This is a genomic window from Polaribacter sp. OB-PA-B3 (assembly GCF_054589375.1).
In genome coordinates, this window is sequence record NZ_BAAIIX010000002.1 from 275,954 (window position 1) to 290,612 (window position 14,659).

The 14,659-nt window shown below is 29.5% G+C and carries 16 protein-coding genes and 2 tRNA genes; 8 read left to right on the top strand and 10 right to left on the bottom strand.

The window, feature by feature from the left end:
• Nucleotides 1-7: 7 nt before the first annotated feature.
• The 7 genes from ACYPV9_RS04960 to hpf form a co-directional block, all read right to left on the bottom strand.
• Nucleotides 8-1,546, bottom strand: a complete 1,539-nt coding sequence (locus tag ACYPV9_RS04960) for an SDR family NAD(P)-dependent oxidoreductase (protein WP_299060403.1) — start codon at nt 1,544-1,546, stop codon at nt 8-10.
• 15 nt (nt 1,547-1,561) lie between these two features.
• Nucleotides 1,562-2,893 (bottom strand): DEAD/DEAH box helicase, encoded by a 1,332-nt coding sequence (locus tag ACYPV9_RS04965; protein WP_459742037.1) that lies wholly within the window; start codon nt 2,891-2,893, stop codon nt 1,562-1,564.
• Between the two features lie 114 nt (nt 2,894-3,007).
• Nucleotides 3,008-4,318, bottom strand: a complete 1,311-nt coding sequence (locus ACYPV9_RS04970; RefSeq protein ID WP_459742039.1) for a DEAD/DEAH box helicase — start codon at nt 4,316-4,318, stop codon at nt 3,008-3,010.
• Nucleotides 4,319-4,416: 98 nt separating this feature from the next.
• Nucleotides 4,417-5,277, bottom strand: a complete 861-nt coding sequence (locus ACYPV9_RS04975; RefSeq protein WP_299060397.1) for a YihY/virulence factor BrkB family protein — start codon at nt 5,275-5,277, stop codon at nt 4,417-4,419.
• Nucleotides 5,278-5,347: 70 nt separating this feature from the next.
• Nucleotides 5,348-5,857, bottom strand: coding sequence for a redoxin domain-containing protein (locus ACYPV9_RS04980; RefSeq protein WP_459742042.1), 510 nt, complete (start codon nt 5,855-5,857; stop codon nt 5,348-5,350).
• An 11-nt stretch (nt 5,858-5,868) separates the two neighbouring features.
• Nucleotides 5,869-6,990, bottom strand: coding sequence for an alkene reductase (locus ACYPV9_RS04985; protein ID WP_459742044.1), 1,122 nt, complete (start codon nt 6,988-6,990; stop codon nt 5,869-5,871).
• 34 nt (nt 6,991-7,024) lie between these two features.
• On the bottom strand, nt 7,025-7,327 hold the full coding sequence (hpf, locus tag ACYPV9_RS04990; protein WP_299060390.1) for a ribosome hibernation-promoting factor, HPF/YfiA family: 303 nt from the start codon (nt 7,325-7,327) through the stop codon (nt 7,025-7,027).
• A 165-nt stretch (nt 7,328-7,492) separates the two neighbouring features.
• On the opposite strand from hpf, the gene ACYPV9_RS04995 reads away from it, so the two are divergent.
• The 3 genes from ACYPV9_RS04995 to ACYPV9_RS05005 all read left to right on the top strand — a co-directional run bounded on the left by ACYPV9_RS04995 (nt 7,493) and on the right by ACYPV9_RS05005 (nt 9,801).
• Nucleotides 7,493-8,071, top strand: coding sequence for a Maf-like protein (locus ACYPV9_RS04995; RefSeq protein ID WP_459742046.1), 579 nt, complete (start codon nt 7,493-7,495; stop codon nt 8,069-8,071).
• 145 nt (nt 8,072-8,216) lie between these two features.
• The gene (locus tag ACYPV9_RS05000; RefSeq protein WP_459742048.1) at nt 8,217-9,170 is read left to right on the top strand and encodes a transketolase family protein; all 954 of its coding nucleotides are present in this window, start codon (nt 8,217-8,219) and stop codon (nt 9,168-9,170) included.
• 37 nt (nt 9,171-9,207) lie between these two features.
• Complete coding sequence (locus ACYPV9_RS05005) at nt 9,208-9,801, top strand: porin family protein (RefSeq protein ID WP_077809304.1); 594 nt, start codon at nt 9,208-9,210, stop codon at nt 9,799-9,801.
• A 232-nt stretch (nt 9,802-10,033) separates the two neighbouring features.
• Here ACYPV9_RS05005 and ACYPV9_RS05010 read toward each other — a convergent pair whose 3' ends face one another.
• Nucleotides 10,034-10,840: an FKBP-type peptidyl-prolyl cis-trans isomerase gene (locus ACYPV9_RS05010; protein ID WP_459742051.1), complete on the bottom strand. Its 807-nt coding sequence runs from the start codon at nt 10,838-10,840 to the stop codon at nt 10,034-10,036.
• Nucleotides 10,841-10,919: 79 nt separating this feature from the next.
• Here ACYPV9_RS05010 and ACYPV9_RS05015 point away from each other — a divergent pair, with 79 nt between their 5' ends.
• On the top strand, nt 10,920-11,297 hold the full coding sequence (locus tag ACYPV9_RS05015) for an RNA-binding S4 domain-containing protein (RefSeq protein WP_299060380.1): 378 nt from the start codon (nt 10,920-10,922) through the stop codon (nt 11,295-11,297).
• Nucleotides 11,297-11,800 carry a phosphoribosyltransferase domain-containing protein gene (locus tag ACYPV9_RS05020; RefSeq protein WP_299060378.1) on the top strand — a complete coding sequence of 168 codons (504 nt, stop codon included), beginning with the start codon at nt 11,297-11,299 and terminating at the stop codon, nt 11,798-11,800. The genes ACYPV9_RS05015 and ACYPV9_RS05020 overlap by 1 nt, the downstream gene beginning before the upstream one ends.
• Here ACYPV9_RS05020 and ACYPV9_RS05025 read toward each other — a convergent pair.
• Entirely contained in the window at nt 11,792-12,307 is a 516-nt protein-coding gene (locus ACYPV9_RS05025; protein WP_299060376.1) for a shikimate kinase, read from the bottom strand. The two genes, ACYPV9_RS05020 and ACYPV9_RS05025, sit on opposite strands and share 9 nt — an antisense overlap.
• Nucleotides 12,308-12,403: 96 nt before the next feature.
• Here ACYPV9_RS05025 and ACYPV9_RS05030 point away from each other — a divergent pair.
• From ACYPV9_RS05030 to ACYPV9_RS05040, 3 genes are all read left to right on the top strand, one after another.
• Nucleotides 12,404-12,476: transfer RNA gene (locus ACYPV9_RS05030), tRNA-Lys, on the top strand.
• A 47-nt stretch (nt 12,477-12,523) separates the two neighbouring features.
• Nucleotides 12,524-12,607: transfer RNA gene (locus tag ACYPV9_RS05035), tRNA-Leu, on the top strand.
• A 73-nt stretch (nt 12,608-12,680) separates the two neighbouring features.
• A complete protein-coding gene (locus ACYPV9_RS05040; RefSeq protein WP_299060374.1) occupies nt 12,681-13,487 on the top strand; it encodes a carboxypeptidase-like regulatory domain-containing protein in 807 nt (268 codons plus the stop codon).
• 289 nt (nt 13,488-13,776) lie between these two features.
• Here ACYPV9_RS05040 and ACYPV9_RS05045 read toward each other — a convergent pair whose 3' ends face one another.
• Nucleotides 13,777-14,607 carry a prohibitin family protein gene (locus tag ACYPV9_RS05045; protein ID WP_077809310.1) on the bottom strand — a complete coding sequence of 277 codons (831 nt, stop codon included), beginning with the start codon at nt 14,605-14,607 and terminating at the stop codon, nt 13,777-13,779.
• Nucleotides 14,608-14,659: the final 52 nt, after the last annotated feature.

A 14,659-nucleotide genomic window follows, 5' to 3' on the forward strand; every position in this document is an offset into this window, starting at 1 on the left:
TAAATTATTACCAATCGATTGGGAAATAATCTTTTAAAAATTTACCACACCAATGTTTACCGGTATTTATTCCGTCAATTAAGGGATCCATAACTCTTGCAGCACCATCTACAATGTCTAAAGGTGGTTGAAAATCGTGAATTTCTGTTTTCTTTTTTGATAATTCTGCCGGATCTTCATCTGTAACCCAACCTGTATCTACCGCGTTCATGTAAATACCGGATTTTGCAAATGTAGATGCAGAAGTGTGTGTTAGCATGTTTAATGCGGCTTTAGCCATATTTGTATGCGGATGTCTATCTTCTTTTTTAAATCGATGGAACTTCCCTTCCATTGCCGTAACATTAATAATATGTTTTTTACCCGTATTTTCTTTCATCATTAAAGATGATAAACGGTTACATAAAACAAAAGGAGCTACAGCATTTACCAACTGTACTTCTACCATTTCGGTTGTTTCAATCTCACCCAATCTTAAACGCCAACTATTGGTTTTTCTTAAATCTACTTGTTGTAAATCTGCATCTAATTTACCTTCAGGAAAAACTTCTGCTGCTTGTAAAGAATTATCAAAACTATACGGAATTTGAGATAATTCGGCAGAATTTCTTAAACCAATTCCTGGTTCTGGACCATGCCAAGTAACTGGTAATACATTATTTTTACTTGTTTTAGAAGTTGAAACACTTAAACTAGACAATTCTGCTAAACAAGCCTCATGGTCTTTTAGCAATGTTTGTGCTAATTTTGGTAATTGATTTACAGGCTTTTTTTCATTTTCCATTAAATGAAAATAAAAACCAGAAGGTCTTCTTACGGTTTGAGCCGCATTATTAATTAAAATATCTAAACGATCGTATTTCTGTTCTATGTAGTTGCAAAAAATTTCTACACTCGGTATGTGTCTCAAATCTAAGCCATGAATATGTAAACGATGGCTCCAATCTTTATAATCTTCTTCTTTAGAAAAACGAATTGCAGAATCTGCAGGAAAACGTGTTGTAGCCACAACTGTTGCACCAGAACGTAAACACATTAAAGTAATATGATATCCAATTTTTAAACGAGAACCTGTAATAACGGCAACTTGCCCTTTTAAATCTGTAGTTTGAAAACGTTTAGCATAATTTAAATCGCCACATTCGGTGCACATTGTGTCGTAAAAATGGTGCAATTTGGTATACACTGTTTTACATACATAACAGTTTCTTGGTGACTCTAATTCTGGTGTGTCTTTTTCTATTTGAGCTGCACCCAATAGTTTAGGTGCAACAAATAATGCTGCTTCTCTAGCAGATCTTATTCCGGTAGATTTTCTAGCATGTTTATCACTTTCTATTTTTTTACGTTTTGCAGCTTTTTTGGCATCTTTTCTTCTACGCTGAAATTCGTCTCTATTTGGTCTAGACAATTCACCAGCAACCTTAAAAAGAGCAATTCTTTGTGCTTCTGGTAATTCGAAAAGTTGATTTGTGTCTTTTAATAAATTCTGAATAGTTTCTATACAAACAGCAACTTCTTTATTCTCTTTAATTTCTTTGCTCATAAAATACTAAAACTATTATTTTCTCTTATTTTTTACGGTTTCTGATGCACTGTTTTTTGTATTGGCTAAATAGTTTGCTAAAATTTTATCAACCAATTCATCTTTAGTTAAGTGGTGAAAGATGGTTTTAATTTGAGCTTTAAAATCTTCATCTACAGAACGATTAGGTTTTGTTTTAAAAATTTTATTAGCCCAAACTAAAGCATTATTTTCTTCGATACTTTTAGCATCTGCTTTTTTCAAAGTTTCGAATCTAATATCTAATTCTCTTTCAAAATCTGTAATATCTTCTTCTTCTTCTTTTTGAATGATCGATAACGATAATCCGCTTGCTCCTGCCCTAGCCGTTCTACCACTTCTGTGTACATAAGCATCATAAGTATCTGGTAAATGATAATTTACAACATATGCTAAATCTTTAACATCTATACCACGGGCAGCTAAATCTGTAGCAATTAATGTATCAATATAGCCTTCTCTAAATTGATCCATTATTCGATCTCTAATCCCTTGCGTTAAACTACCGTGTAATGCACCAGAAGAAAATTTATTTATTGCTAATTTTTTAGCTAATTTGTTTACTGCTGCTTTCGTTTTACAAAAAATTATACCTCTTTTACCTGATTTAGAATTTAAAAAATGAAGTAAAACTTCTAATTTTTCAATCGGTTCTACAACTACATACTTATGATTAATTCCTTGATGCCCAATTGTAGCCATATTCGCTTCAATTTGTACAACATTTTTAGACATGTAATTATTTACCATTTGTCTTATAGAACCTGGCATTGTAGCTGTAAAAAGAAAAGTTCTCCTTTTTTTAGGAATTTCTTTAATAATATGGTCTAAACCTTCTTTTAAAGCACTAACCATTTCATCTGCTTCATCTAAAATGAAGTACGAAATGTTTTTTATGTTAATAGCTTCTCTTTTAACAAGATCTGCAAGTCTACCAGGAGTTGCAACTACAATTTGAGTTGTTTTTTTTAAACGTTCTATCTGTGGTTTTATGGGTATTCCTCCACAAATAGTAGCTATAGAAATTTCTGGACAAAATTTTGCGTAAGATTCTAAATTAGAAGCAATTTGCTGGCCTAATTCTCTTGTAGGTGCTAATATTACTGCTTGTATGTTTGAGTTATCAGTATCTATTAATTGTAATAAAGGCAAACCAAAAGCAGCTGTTTTACCAGTTCCTGTTTTTGCTAAAGCAACAATGTCTTCATTATTATTTAAAGCAATAGGAATCACTTTTTCTTGAATTTCTGTAGGCTTAGAGATTTCTAAATCTATTAAACCTTTTTGTAATTCACTATTAATTCCTAAATCGGAAAACTGTTTTAACATAAAAAAATATTTTATGCAAATGTACTACTGTTTTTAGTTTATATAATTGCTGTTGTTAGGTTTCTTTACTTTTAATTTTGATACAATTAATATCAATTTAGAAATTAGATAAGATTATACTTCGTAAATTCTAACTTTCTTCTTTTTTAAACGAGAATTGTTTAATTTTTCTACTAAACTAGTAGCTAAACTAGCTGGTACAGCTACAAAAGCACAATCTTGTTTTAGTTCTATAACACCAAGTTGGTCTTTAGATAATTTACCTTGTTTAATAAATAAACCAGCAATATCACCTTTAGAAATTTTATCCTTTCTTCCTCCAGAAATAAATAGAGTTTCCCAAAACACAGCTTTTCTTTCTGCTTGTTTAGATATGTTTGCTATTTCAATATTTTTAATAAAATCTGGTACTCTTTCTTCTTTCCATTTTAAAACGTAAGCGGTACCTTTTGCAGAAACCCTAGCTGTTCTACCATTTCTGTGTGTAAATTCTTCAACAGCATTTGGTAATTCGTAATGAATGATAAATTTCATTTCAGGTACATCAATTCCTCTAGCCGCCAAATCTGTAGCAATTAGTAATTGATTGGTACCATTTCTAAATTTTATTAAAGATCTTTCTCTATCTTTTTGTTCCATACCACCGCTAAAACAACCATGTTTAATATTTTTGCTTTCTAGAAAATTACTAACACTATTAATGCTGTCTTTTAGATTACAGAAAATTATTCCTTGCTGATTGCCTAAATGATTTAATAAGTGCAAAAGAGTATTTTGCTTATTTTTTGCAGGAGAAACTACTGTTTTAATTTGAAGTTTAGAAGTTGTGGCCTTAAGATAATTTACCGTATTTGGTTTATCCATTCTTACAAAATCAGGAATTTCAACACCTTGTGTTGCAGAAGTTAAGATTCTTTTATTTAAAGCTGTTAATTGATTAATAACGCCTCTCATTTCATATTCGAAACCTACTTCTAAAGACTTATCAAATTCATCTAAAACTAAAGTTTTAATATATGATTTTGAAAAACGTTCGTTTGCAAAATGGTCGGAAATTCTACCTGGAGTTCCTATTAAGATTGATGGTAAATGCTTTAATTCAATTTTATCTTTAGACATTGGTCTTCCGCCATAAACTGCATTTACTTTATATCCAGATCCCATAGAACGAATAACTTGTTCTATTTGTATTGCCAATTCTCTTGAAGGAACTAATACTAATGCTTGAATTTCTTCTATTTCTGGATCTAATAAATTTAGTAGTGGTAATGCAAACGCTAAGGTTTTACCGGTTCCTGTAGGAGATAATAAGATGGTATTTGTATTTTTTTTGATTGTAGCAATAGCTTCCTCTTGCATCGGATTTAACTGATTGATGTTCAGTTTTTGTAAAATTTCCTCTTGATCTTTAATATGATTTGCCATTACTGCTGTTTTCTTAATTTAAATAGGCAACAAAGATAGTTAGACTTCTTACGTAAAATGTATAATTCTGCAAATAATCTTATTTACAAATATGAAGTTTATTTTATAAAATAAGTATCTGAGTAAACTTTGGTGAAATGCGCACCAAAAAAAAGAATTAAACTAGAATATGATACCCAAAGCATAATTAAAATAACAGAACCAGCAGCACCGTAGGTTGAACCAGGTTCCATTTCATTAAAATACCAAGCCATTAAGAATTTACCAATTACAAAAAGTATTGCCGTTGCTGCAGCACCAACTTTAACAGCTCGCCATTTTACATTAATAGTTGGTAAATATTTAAACATTGCTGCAAAAAGTGCGTAGATAAAAATAACCGAGATTATAAAATCTATTATGTAGACATGTTCGAATAAACTTTCTGGTAAAAATTTTTCAATTCTTTTATTAAAAGTGCTAATTAAAGCCGTCAGCACAAAACTTATCAGTAATAAAAAACCAATGATTAATATGAAACCAAAACTTTTAATTCGGCTAAAAATCATTTTTATAAAACCGTTTTCTTTTTTGTTTTCAGGAGTTTTCCAGATTTTATCGAATGCAGATTGCAATTGATAAAAAACACCAGTTGCACCATAAAATAATGTTCCAAAACCAATAATGGTTGTAAAAATAGAAACACTTTCGTCTCCTCTATCAAGCATCATTAACCTTATAGATTCTGCAGTTTGTACTCCAACAGCTTTGGTGATTTCATCTAATAATTCTCCTTGTACAATTTCTTTACCCCAAACATTACCAACTAAATTTAAAATTATCACTAATAAAGCAGGTAATGATAATATTGCATAATAAGCAACTATGGCACTTAGCTCAAAGGGTTCACTTTCAAGCCAATTATTGCCTGTTTTTTTTAACAGACTCGGTAAATCTTTAAGAAGTCTTTTTAAATGCACATTAATCTTATTTACTGCAATATAAAAACTTCCAATATCATTTTATAGATATTGGAAGTTTTAAATATAATTAATCTTCTCCTCTAGCAGGATATCCTTCTTTTAGAATATAATCAATTCCGCCTAAAACATCTTTTAAATTAGGTCTTCCAAACGGCATCGATTGTATAGATTGCCAATACATTTTATGTTCTTTATCAATTAAAAATAAACCTGGTTCTATAAACTGCCTCGGTTCTTTATCGCTAATTCCGTTAGAAATAAATAATCCCCATTTTCTAGCTTCTTCAATAGAAAAATCATATCCAATCGGTAAATTTTCTATTTCCCATTCTTTATACGTCTCTTTTGCAACTTCTTCTGTATTCGCACTAATTGCAATTAAATTAACGCCTCGTTCTTTAAAGTCGTCTATTTTTTTCTCTACTTGTTCTAATTGTTTTTTACATACAGGACAATGTTTTCCTCTATACACAAATATTAAAGTAAAGTTTTCTGGTTTCTGATCTTGTAAATTCCATTTTGTATCGTTAACTAAATTGATAGTTAAATTTGGTACTACTTCTCTTGGTTTAATCATCTTTTTAAAATTTATTTTTTAATTCCACTTACATCTACAGTAGCTTTTTCATAATCTATATATCCCTCTTTACCAGTTGTGTAAAAAGTATCTTTGTCCCAATCTGCTAAATCTACATCTTGTTCAAAACGTTCAACCAAATCTGGATTAGAAATAAATAGTTTACCAAAAGCTACTAAATCGGCATAACCATCTTCTATTATTTTATTTCCTGATTTTTCATCAAAACCGGCATTAATCATTAAAGTTCCATTATAAATTGGTCTAAAATGTTTTGCTATGTTTGTAACTGCATGTGGTACATCAGAAACATCTGTAAAAGGTTCTGATAAATGAACATATGCCAAATTATAATCGTTTAATTCTGATAAAAGGTATTCGAAAGTAGGAATCGAGTTCTCTGTAACTTTCATTCCGAAAATTCCGTGTAAAGACGGATTAAATCGTACTCCAATCCTACTCTCAGGTACAACTTCTTTAACTGCATCTAAAACTTCAAAGAAAAACCGAGTTCTGTTTTCAACGTTTCCACCGTATTCATCTGTTCTAATATTAGATTCCTCATTAAAAAACTGATGAAATAAATAACCGTTAGAAGAATGTATTTCTACACCATCAAAACCAGCAGACATTGCATTTTTAGCTGCATTTTTAAAGTCTAAAATAGTTTGATTGATATCTTCTAAAGACATTTCTTTAGGTGTTACGGTGTCTTTTTCTCCTTCCGGAGTAAAAACTTGCACGTTTGCGTTTACTGCAGAAGGTGCCAATGGTAATGCTCCGTTATGAAAATCTGGATGAGAAATTCTACCAACATGCCATAACTGAATAAATATTTTACCGCCTTCTTTGTGCACTTCTTCTGTTACTTTTTTCCAACCTTCTGTCTGTGCTTCACTATACATTCCAGGAGTATTTATATAACCTACAGCTTGCTTAGAAACTTGTGATCCTTCTGTAATTATTAAACCTGCGGATGCTCTTTGTTTATAGTACAAACCTTGTAAATCTTTAGTTGCAACATTTTGGTCGTTATCTGCTCTACTTCTGGTCATAGGCGCCATTACAACTCTGTTGTTTAAAGGTAAATCTGTAATATTATTAAAGTTTTGTAATAAATATGATTTTTTCATAATTCTAATATTTTTGAAATTTTTAATGGGTCTTTTAATAAGTAGCCATTTTACCTTTCTTTTTAGTTAATTGTTTGTCTAGTTCTTTAATAGACTCTGATATAGAATTCATAAAATTACTGTTAGTGGCTTCTGCAAATAACCTTGGACCAGGTACACTTAAACGAATGTTGCATATCATACCAGTTTCATCAGAACTAGTGTTTTCTGTTTTAAAGAACACATCTGCTCTAACAATCATATTAAATTTTTTGTATAAGTGTGCTAACTTTTCCGTAGTAAATTCTTCTAGTCTTTCACTTGCTTCTACATCGTGGTATTCAAAATTTATAGTCATAATCTCTTACATTTTTTAATTATTAATTAAATTTTCTGATGTAAAATTAACAATACTCAAAACGCAAAAGTTGTCTTTAAGATTCTAATTTGAACTCATATCAAAAAACTGTTTACATATTATCAAAATGTATAAATAGTATTAAATTTGTTTTAAATTAAGCACATGATTCAACAAAAATTATCAAAATACAATGTTATACTTGCTTCTGGTTCACCTAGAAGACAACAGTTCTTTAAAGACTTAGAAATAGATTTTTCTGTGAAATTAAAGTCTGTTGAAGAGATTTATCCGAAGGAATTAGTAGCAGAAGAAATAACCGACTATTTAGCAGACTTAAAGTCTAAAGCTTTTCATAATTTAAATAATAACGATTTATTAGTTACCTCAGATACCATTGTTTGGTTAGAAAATACAGCGTTAGGTAAGCCAAAGGATAAAGATGACGCATTTAAAATGTTAAGTAATTTGTCTGGGAAAGAACATAAAGTCATAACGTCGGTTTCTTTAAAAACAAATAGTTTTCAAAAGATTTTTAATGATATTACTAAAGTTACTTTTAAGAATTTAACTTCTGATGAAATAAATTATTACATCAAAAATTACAAACCGTTTGACAAAGCTGGTAGTTATGGCATACAAGAATGGATTGGTTTTATAGGTATTGAAAAAATTGAAGGTAGCTATTTTAATGTGGTTGGTTTGCCAGTACAAAAACTATATAGTGAGTTAATGAAGCTTTAATTTTTATGCTGAATTTACACAATTTAGAGTTTTAAGTGAATTATGTTAAAAAGAACGAATTCTAATCTTCGTTTTCTTTTCTTAAAGACAAATAAAAGTTTATTTTTACCAAAATTTACAACACAACAATTTTTACAACTTAATAATGAAAAAATACACGTACACAGAAAAAAAAGATACACGTTCAGGTTTTGGTGACGGATTAACAGAGTTAGGAAGAACAAACCCAAATGTGGTTGCTTTATGTGCAGATTTAATTGGTTCTTTAAAAATGGATCAATTTATAAAAGAAAACCCAGAAAGGTTTTTTCAAATAGGTATAGCAGAAGCAAATATGATTGGAATTGCTGCTGGTTTAACTATTGGAGGTAAAATACCTTTTACAGGTACATTTGCAAACTTTTCTACAGGTAGAGTTTATGATCAAATTCGTCAGTCTGTTGCATATTCTGGTAAAAATGTAAAAATTTGTGCATCTCATGCAGGTGTTACTTTAGGTGAAGATGGTGCTACACACCAAATTTTAGAAGATATTGGTTTGATGAAAATGTTACCAGGCATGACAGTTATAAATACTTGTGACTATAATCAAACAAAAGCTGCAACAATTGCAATTGCAGATTTGGACGGGCCAGTTTATTTACGTTTTGGTAGACCAAAAGTACCTGTGTTTATGCCAACAGATCAAAAATTTGAAATTGGTAAAGGAGTTCAATTAACTGAAGGTACAGATGTAACAATTGTTGCAACTGGGCATTTAGTTTGGGAATCTTTGCAAGCAGCAGAACAATTAGAAGCACAAGGTATCTCTGCAGAAGTTATAAATATTCATACAATTAAGCCTTTAGATGAAGATATTATTTTAAAATCTGTTGCTAAAACTGGTTGTATTGTTACTGCAGAAGAACATAATAAATTAGGTGGTTTAGGTGAAAGTGTTTCTAGAACTTTAGCCTTAAATGCTCCTACTCCGCAAGAATTTGTTGCTACGGATGATACATTCGGAGAATCTGGAACACCAGAACAATTAATGGCAAAATATGGTTTAGATGCTACTGCAGTTGTAAAAGCTGTTAAAAAAGTAATTTCTAGAAAATAATTTCGTTTAACATTAACAAACTATAAATCTAAAAAACATGAAAAAAGTAATTTTAATGATGTGTTTGGCTTTTGCTTTTAGTCAAACTTCAAATGCACAAATCGATTTCGGTTTAAAAGGAGGTATAAACTATAATAATAACGGTGATGCAACTTTCTCATCAACAGGAAACGATGTTATTAGAGGTGGCGAATCTAGATCTGGTTATCATGCAGGTTTATGGTTTCGTGGTAAATTACCTTTAATTGGTTTATACATAAGACCAGAACTAGTGTTTACACAAGTAAAAAACGAATACACAGATACTAATGACGCTACTTCAGAATATGAATACAAGAAATTAGACGTTCCTGTTTTATTAGGAAAGAAATTTTTAGGTGTTGCCAATGTTTTTATTGGTCCTTCTTTTCAATATATAATAGAAGATGATTTTAGCTTTTCTGGATTAACTACAGATGAGTTTGATAAGTTTTCTGTTGGTTTGCAAATGGGAGCTGGTATAGAGTTAGGTAGAATTGGTATTGATGTGCGTTGGGAAAGAGGTTTATCTAAAACAGAAGCTAATTTTGCTAACGTAACTGTAGATAATAGAACAGATCAAATTATTTTTGGTTTATCTTTAAAACTATAATATATTTCAATCAATATTAAAAAGTCCTTGTATTTACAAGGACTTTTTTTTGGTTAGAACTATTTTGAAAATAGTTGGTTGTATTGTGTTTTTATAGAGCTTTATAAATTCAAAATTAAGATTACTCTATCTTTACTCTAAACTAATTTATAACTATTAAAATTCAGTTTAAATTGTACAAAAAAAGCTCTTGAGAAATCAAGAGCTTTTTTAAATATTGTAAAAAATCTAACTATACATTAGGATTTAAATAATCTGGTAAAGCAGGATTGCTATTATCGCTAAAATCGTTTGTAGGATCTCCATCACCATCTGCATCTTCATCAATAGAAGGTATACCATCATTGTCATGATCTGTATCTTCTACGATATCTAATAACTCAATGTAAAACATCAAATTTGTGTCTACTAAACTACTTGTATAATTATTAGTGTCAATTGAAGAATAAGCTAATCCAGAAGGAATAAATAAAATTCCTTTACCTGTATTTAAATATGTAATTGGCCCGTTAAATGTACCGCCATTAGTATCTTTTTTTAGCTCACCTCCTAAAAAATTAGTGAAACCATATTTCCAACCATCAATAACAGCATTTAAAGTTAACCATGCTCCAGAGTCATTTCTATCAAAATTAGAAGTTAATAATTCTGTATTTGCAAAAGCCTGACCAGAATATTTTACATAAACAGAATCCATTACAGTAGGATTACTTTTTACTGGTGAAGGTTGACCTTGTTCTATTGTATAAACATATAAAGTATGTTCGATATCATTTTCTGTAATCTTAAAAGACTTTAATTTATCTGTATCTTCAAATAAAGAAGTTTTACCACTTACTAGTGTTTTTACAGAATCTAAATCATTGTCATAATAATTATTCTTTAAAAATTTCACTATAGAATCGTTATCTTTTATTGCTAATTCTTCGTAATTAATGTCTGCAAACGGATTAAAAAATCCATTATTATCATCATCACAAGAATACATTACAACTACTCCTAATAAAAGAATTAAGAAAATATTTTTTATTTTATTCATTTAACTTAAAAATTTAAGCCTGCAATTTACCATTTTTATACCTTTGTAAAAAGACAAAAATTATATTTTAACTTATTTTATGAGAATTGATAAATATTTGTGGTGTATTCGAGTTTTTAAAACAAGAAGTATTGCTACAACAGCATGTAAAAAAGGGCAAGTTAAGATAGATGGTAAAAGTATAAAACCTTCTAAAGAAGTTTTTGGTAATGAATTAATTGTAGTTCGTAAAAATCAGATAAATTATCAAATAAAAGTTTTAAATTTACCAGAAAGTAGAGTTGGCGCAAAATTGGTAGATCAATATAGAAAGGATGTTACACCAAAAGAGGAATTTGAAAAAACAGAACTTTTAAAATTTGCCAAAGACTATTACAGAAAAAAAGGTATTGGTAGACCAACCAAAAAAGACAGAAGAGATTTAGATAATTATCAAGATTATACAATAGAAGATTAATGATTGCAGAAAACAGTATTATTTTAGACAACACTCAGATTAATCAAAAAATTAGAAGAATTGCTTATCAGATTTATGAAAGCAATAGTTCTGAAAATGAAGTTATTATTGCCGGAATAATAGGAAACGGATTTGTTTTTTCAAAAAAAATAGCCTCTATTTTAGAAGAAATTTCTTCATTAAAAGTGATTCTTTGCGAAGTAAATATAAATAAAAAGAAACCCTTATTACCGGTAACAACATCTATTTCTATAGAAGAATACAAAAACAAACCCTTGGTTTTAGTTGATGATGTTTTAAACTCTGGTACTACTTTAATTTATGGTATTAAACATTTTTTAGAAGTTCCACTAAAAAGGTTTAAAACAGCTGTATTAGTTAACAGAAACCATAAAAAATATCCAGTAAAAGCAGATTTCAAAGGAATTTCTTTATCAACCTCTATTAAAGAGCATGTACAGGTAGAGTTTAATGATAATGGTGCTGTAGCTTATTTAGTCTAAAAATTTTTCAATTTCTGTAACAACTTCTTTGCTTGTTAAGTTATCAGTGTTAATAGTTTTACTAGCTTGCTCATAAAAATAACGTCTTTCAAATAGATGTTTTGCTACGTATTCAGATAATTTATCATCATTTAATTCCGCTACAAGAGGTCTTGTGTTTTTTTCATTTTTAAGACGCTCTACCAAAGTTTTAATACTTGCTTTTATGTAAATAGATTTTGCAGTACTTGCTTTTATTAAATCCATATTACCGGCATAACAAGGTGTTCCTCCTCCTAAAGAAAGTATAAAATCTTCATCAGAATTTAAAATTTCTTTTAAATATTTGTTTTCTTTTAATCTAAAATAGATTTCTCCTTTATTTTTAAAGATTTCTGAAATCGTCATTTTTTCTCTGTTAGATATATAATCATCCAAATCTATAAAATTAGTATTCAGCTTTTTAGAAGCCTCTTTACCAATAGTTGATTTTCCAGAAGCCATGTATCCTAACAGTATAATTTTCATTATTTTTATTTTTTTACAAATATCGATAAAAAAAAATCATTTTTATGCTAATAATTCCAATGATTGATAGTATATTTGCAACCGATTTAAGAAAAAGACCTGGTAGCTCAGTTGGTAGAGCATCTCCCTTTTAAGGAGAGGGTCCTGGGTTCGAGCCCCAGCCCGGTCACAAAAAAAGTTAAGCGCAAGCTTAACTTTTTTATTTTATATTAATTTGCGCACGTGGCGAAATTGGTAGACGCGCAACCTTGAGGGGGTTGTTTTCGTAAGAAAGTGGAAGTTCGAATCTTCTCGTGCGCACAATTTGATATAAATTAACTTCTTTCACAAATAATTAACCAAAGTATAACGGATTATCATTAATTTTGTTCTTATGCAAAAACTGATTATAATCTTGTGCTTTTTAGCCTCTTTAAGCACATTCTCTCAAGCAGATACTTTACGTACTAAAGTTTTAAAAGGGCAAATTATACATGCCGAAAATAAAAAGGTTTTAAGTGCCGCCCATGTTTTAAATCTTAATACCGTTAATGGTACCATTACAAATGATAAAGGTTTTTTCGAATTACCAACAAAGGTTAATGATACTATTTTAGTTTCTTATTTGGGGTATACATCTATAAAATTAAAAGTTACAAACGATTTACTAAAAGGAAACGAGTTAGAAATTGCACTTTATGAAAAAGCAGAAAATGTAAAAGAAGTTGTAATTCGTTCAACAAAATTAATTGGCGTTTTAGAAATTGATGTAAAGCAAGTGCCAAAAGATAGATTTACAAGAATACATATTAATGGTTTACAGCAAACCTATGAAGTAGGTAAACCACAAGCTAAAAATTTCTCATCTCCTGTTGCGGCATTGTTTCAACCAGTAGATTTTCTATATAATTTATTCGGAAAAAAACCAAAACAGCTTCGAAAGCTTCAGAAATTGAAAAAAGAAGACGATTTACGTAAAATGTTGGCTGGTAAGTTTGATAGAGAAGTTATGATGGAATATTTAGATATGGATAGACAAGAATTATCCGAATTATTAACCGATTGTAATTATTCTGAGTATTTTATTAAAAAAGCATCCGATTTGCAAATGATTGAAGCCGTTTTAGATTGTTATGAAAACTATAAGGCTTTAAAAAAGGGAAAAATAGAGCGTAATAAAATCCCTGATAAAAAGAATTAGTTTTAAATGAAAAAGGCCAGAAACCAATGATTTCTGACCTTAATCAACTATTAAAAACTAATTACAAACTAAGCTTTTATGGCTTAGTTATTTTTTAAAATCTATTATTACGATTAAATTTATAGTTACCCGAAAACTTTAAACCTAATCTATATTATTAAGACGCCGTATTTTAATATTTGTTACATTTTTAATTTCCTTTAACAGTATTTTAATAGTAACAAGAAATATATAAGCAAAAAAAATCCAGCATTTAGCTGGATTTTTTTTCACTTTTTTTGAAATATTATTATTGATTACCTAATATAATTGGCATTCCAGATTTTCCTGCACCAATCAATACAACTTTACTATTGCTAGATTTAGATAATTCTAAAGTTGCTTCAATTCCTTTTTCTTGAAGAATTTTATCTGTTAAAGAAGCACTTAAAATTTTATTAGCAACTGCTTTACCCTCTGCATCAATTTTTTGTCTTTCTGCCTCTTTTTTAGCTTTTGCTAATCTAAATTCGTATTCTAAAGATTCTTGTTCTTGTTTTAATTTTGTTTCAATTGCAGTTCTAATCGTTGTAGGTAATTTTACATCTTCAACTAAAACTCTTTTTACAATTAAATATTGGTCTTTTAAAACGTTTTTAACTTCATCTAAAATTTCTTGTTCTATTACGTCTCTTTTACTAGAATATAATTGCTCTGGCGTATATCTTCCTACAACACTTCTCGCAGCAGCATTAATTGCTGGGTCTAATAATTCTCTTTCGTAATCTTCTCCTTTTGTTTTAATTAGATTACCTAAATTAGAAAATTCTGGCTCATACCAAATAGTTCCGTTTACTTTAACTTCTAGTCCGTTTACAGAAAGTACATTCATTTCATCAGAAATAGATTGCTGACGCACTTTTCTAACAATCATTTTGTTCCAAGGCGCCACAATATGAAATCCTTCACCGTAAGTTTTTTCAGTATTAATACCGTCTCCTAAAGTTTCAAAAATTACACCTCCTTCACCAGGACCAATTGTAACTGTAGATTTTGAAAATAAAATTAATGCAGCAACTGCAAGAATTACGAAAAATACTCCACCTTTTGGAAACTTTATGTCCATTTGATTATTTGCCATTTGTTTTATTGATTAAATTTAAAGTCAAATTTACAATATAACTTTAGGAAAC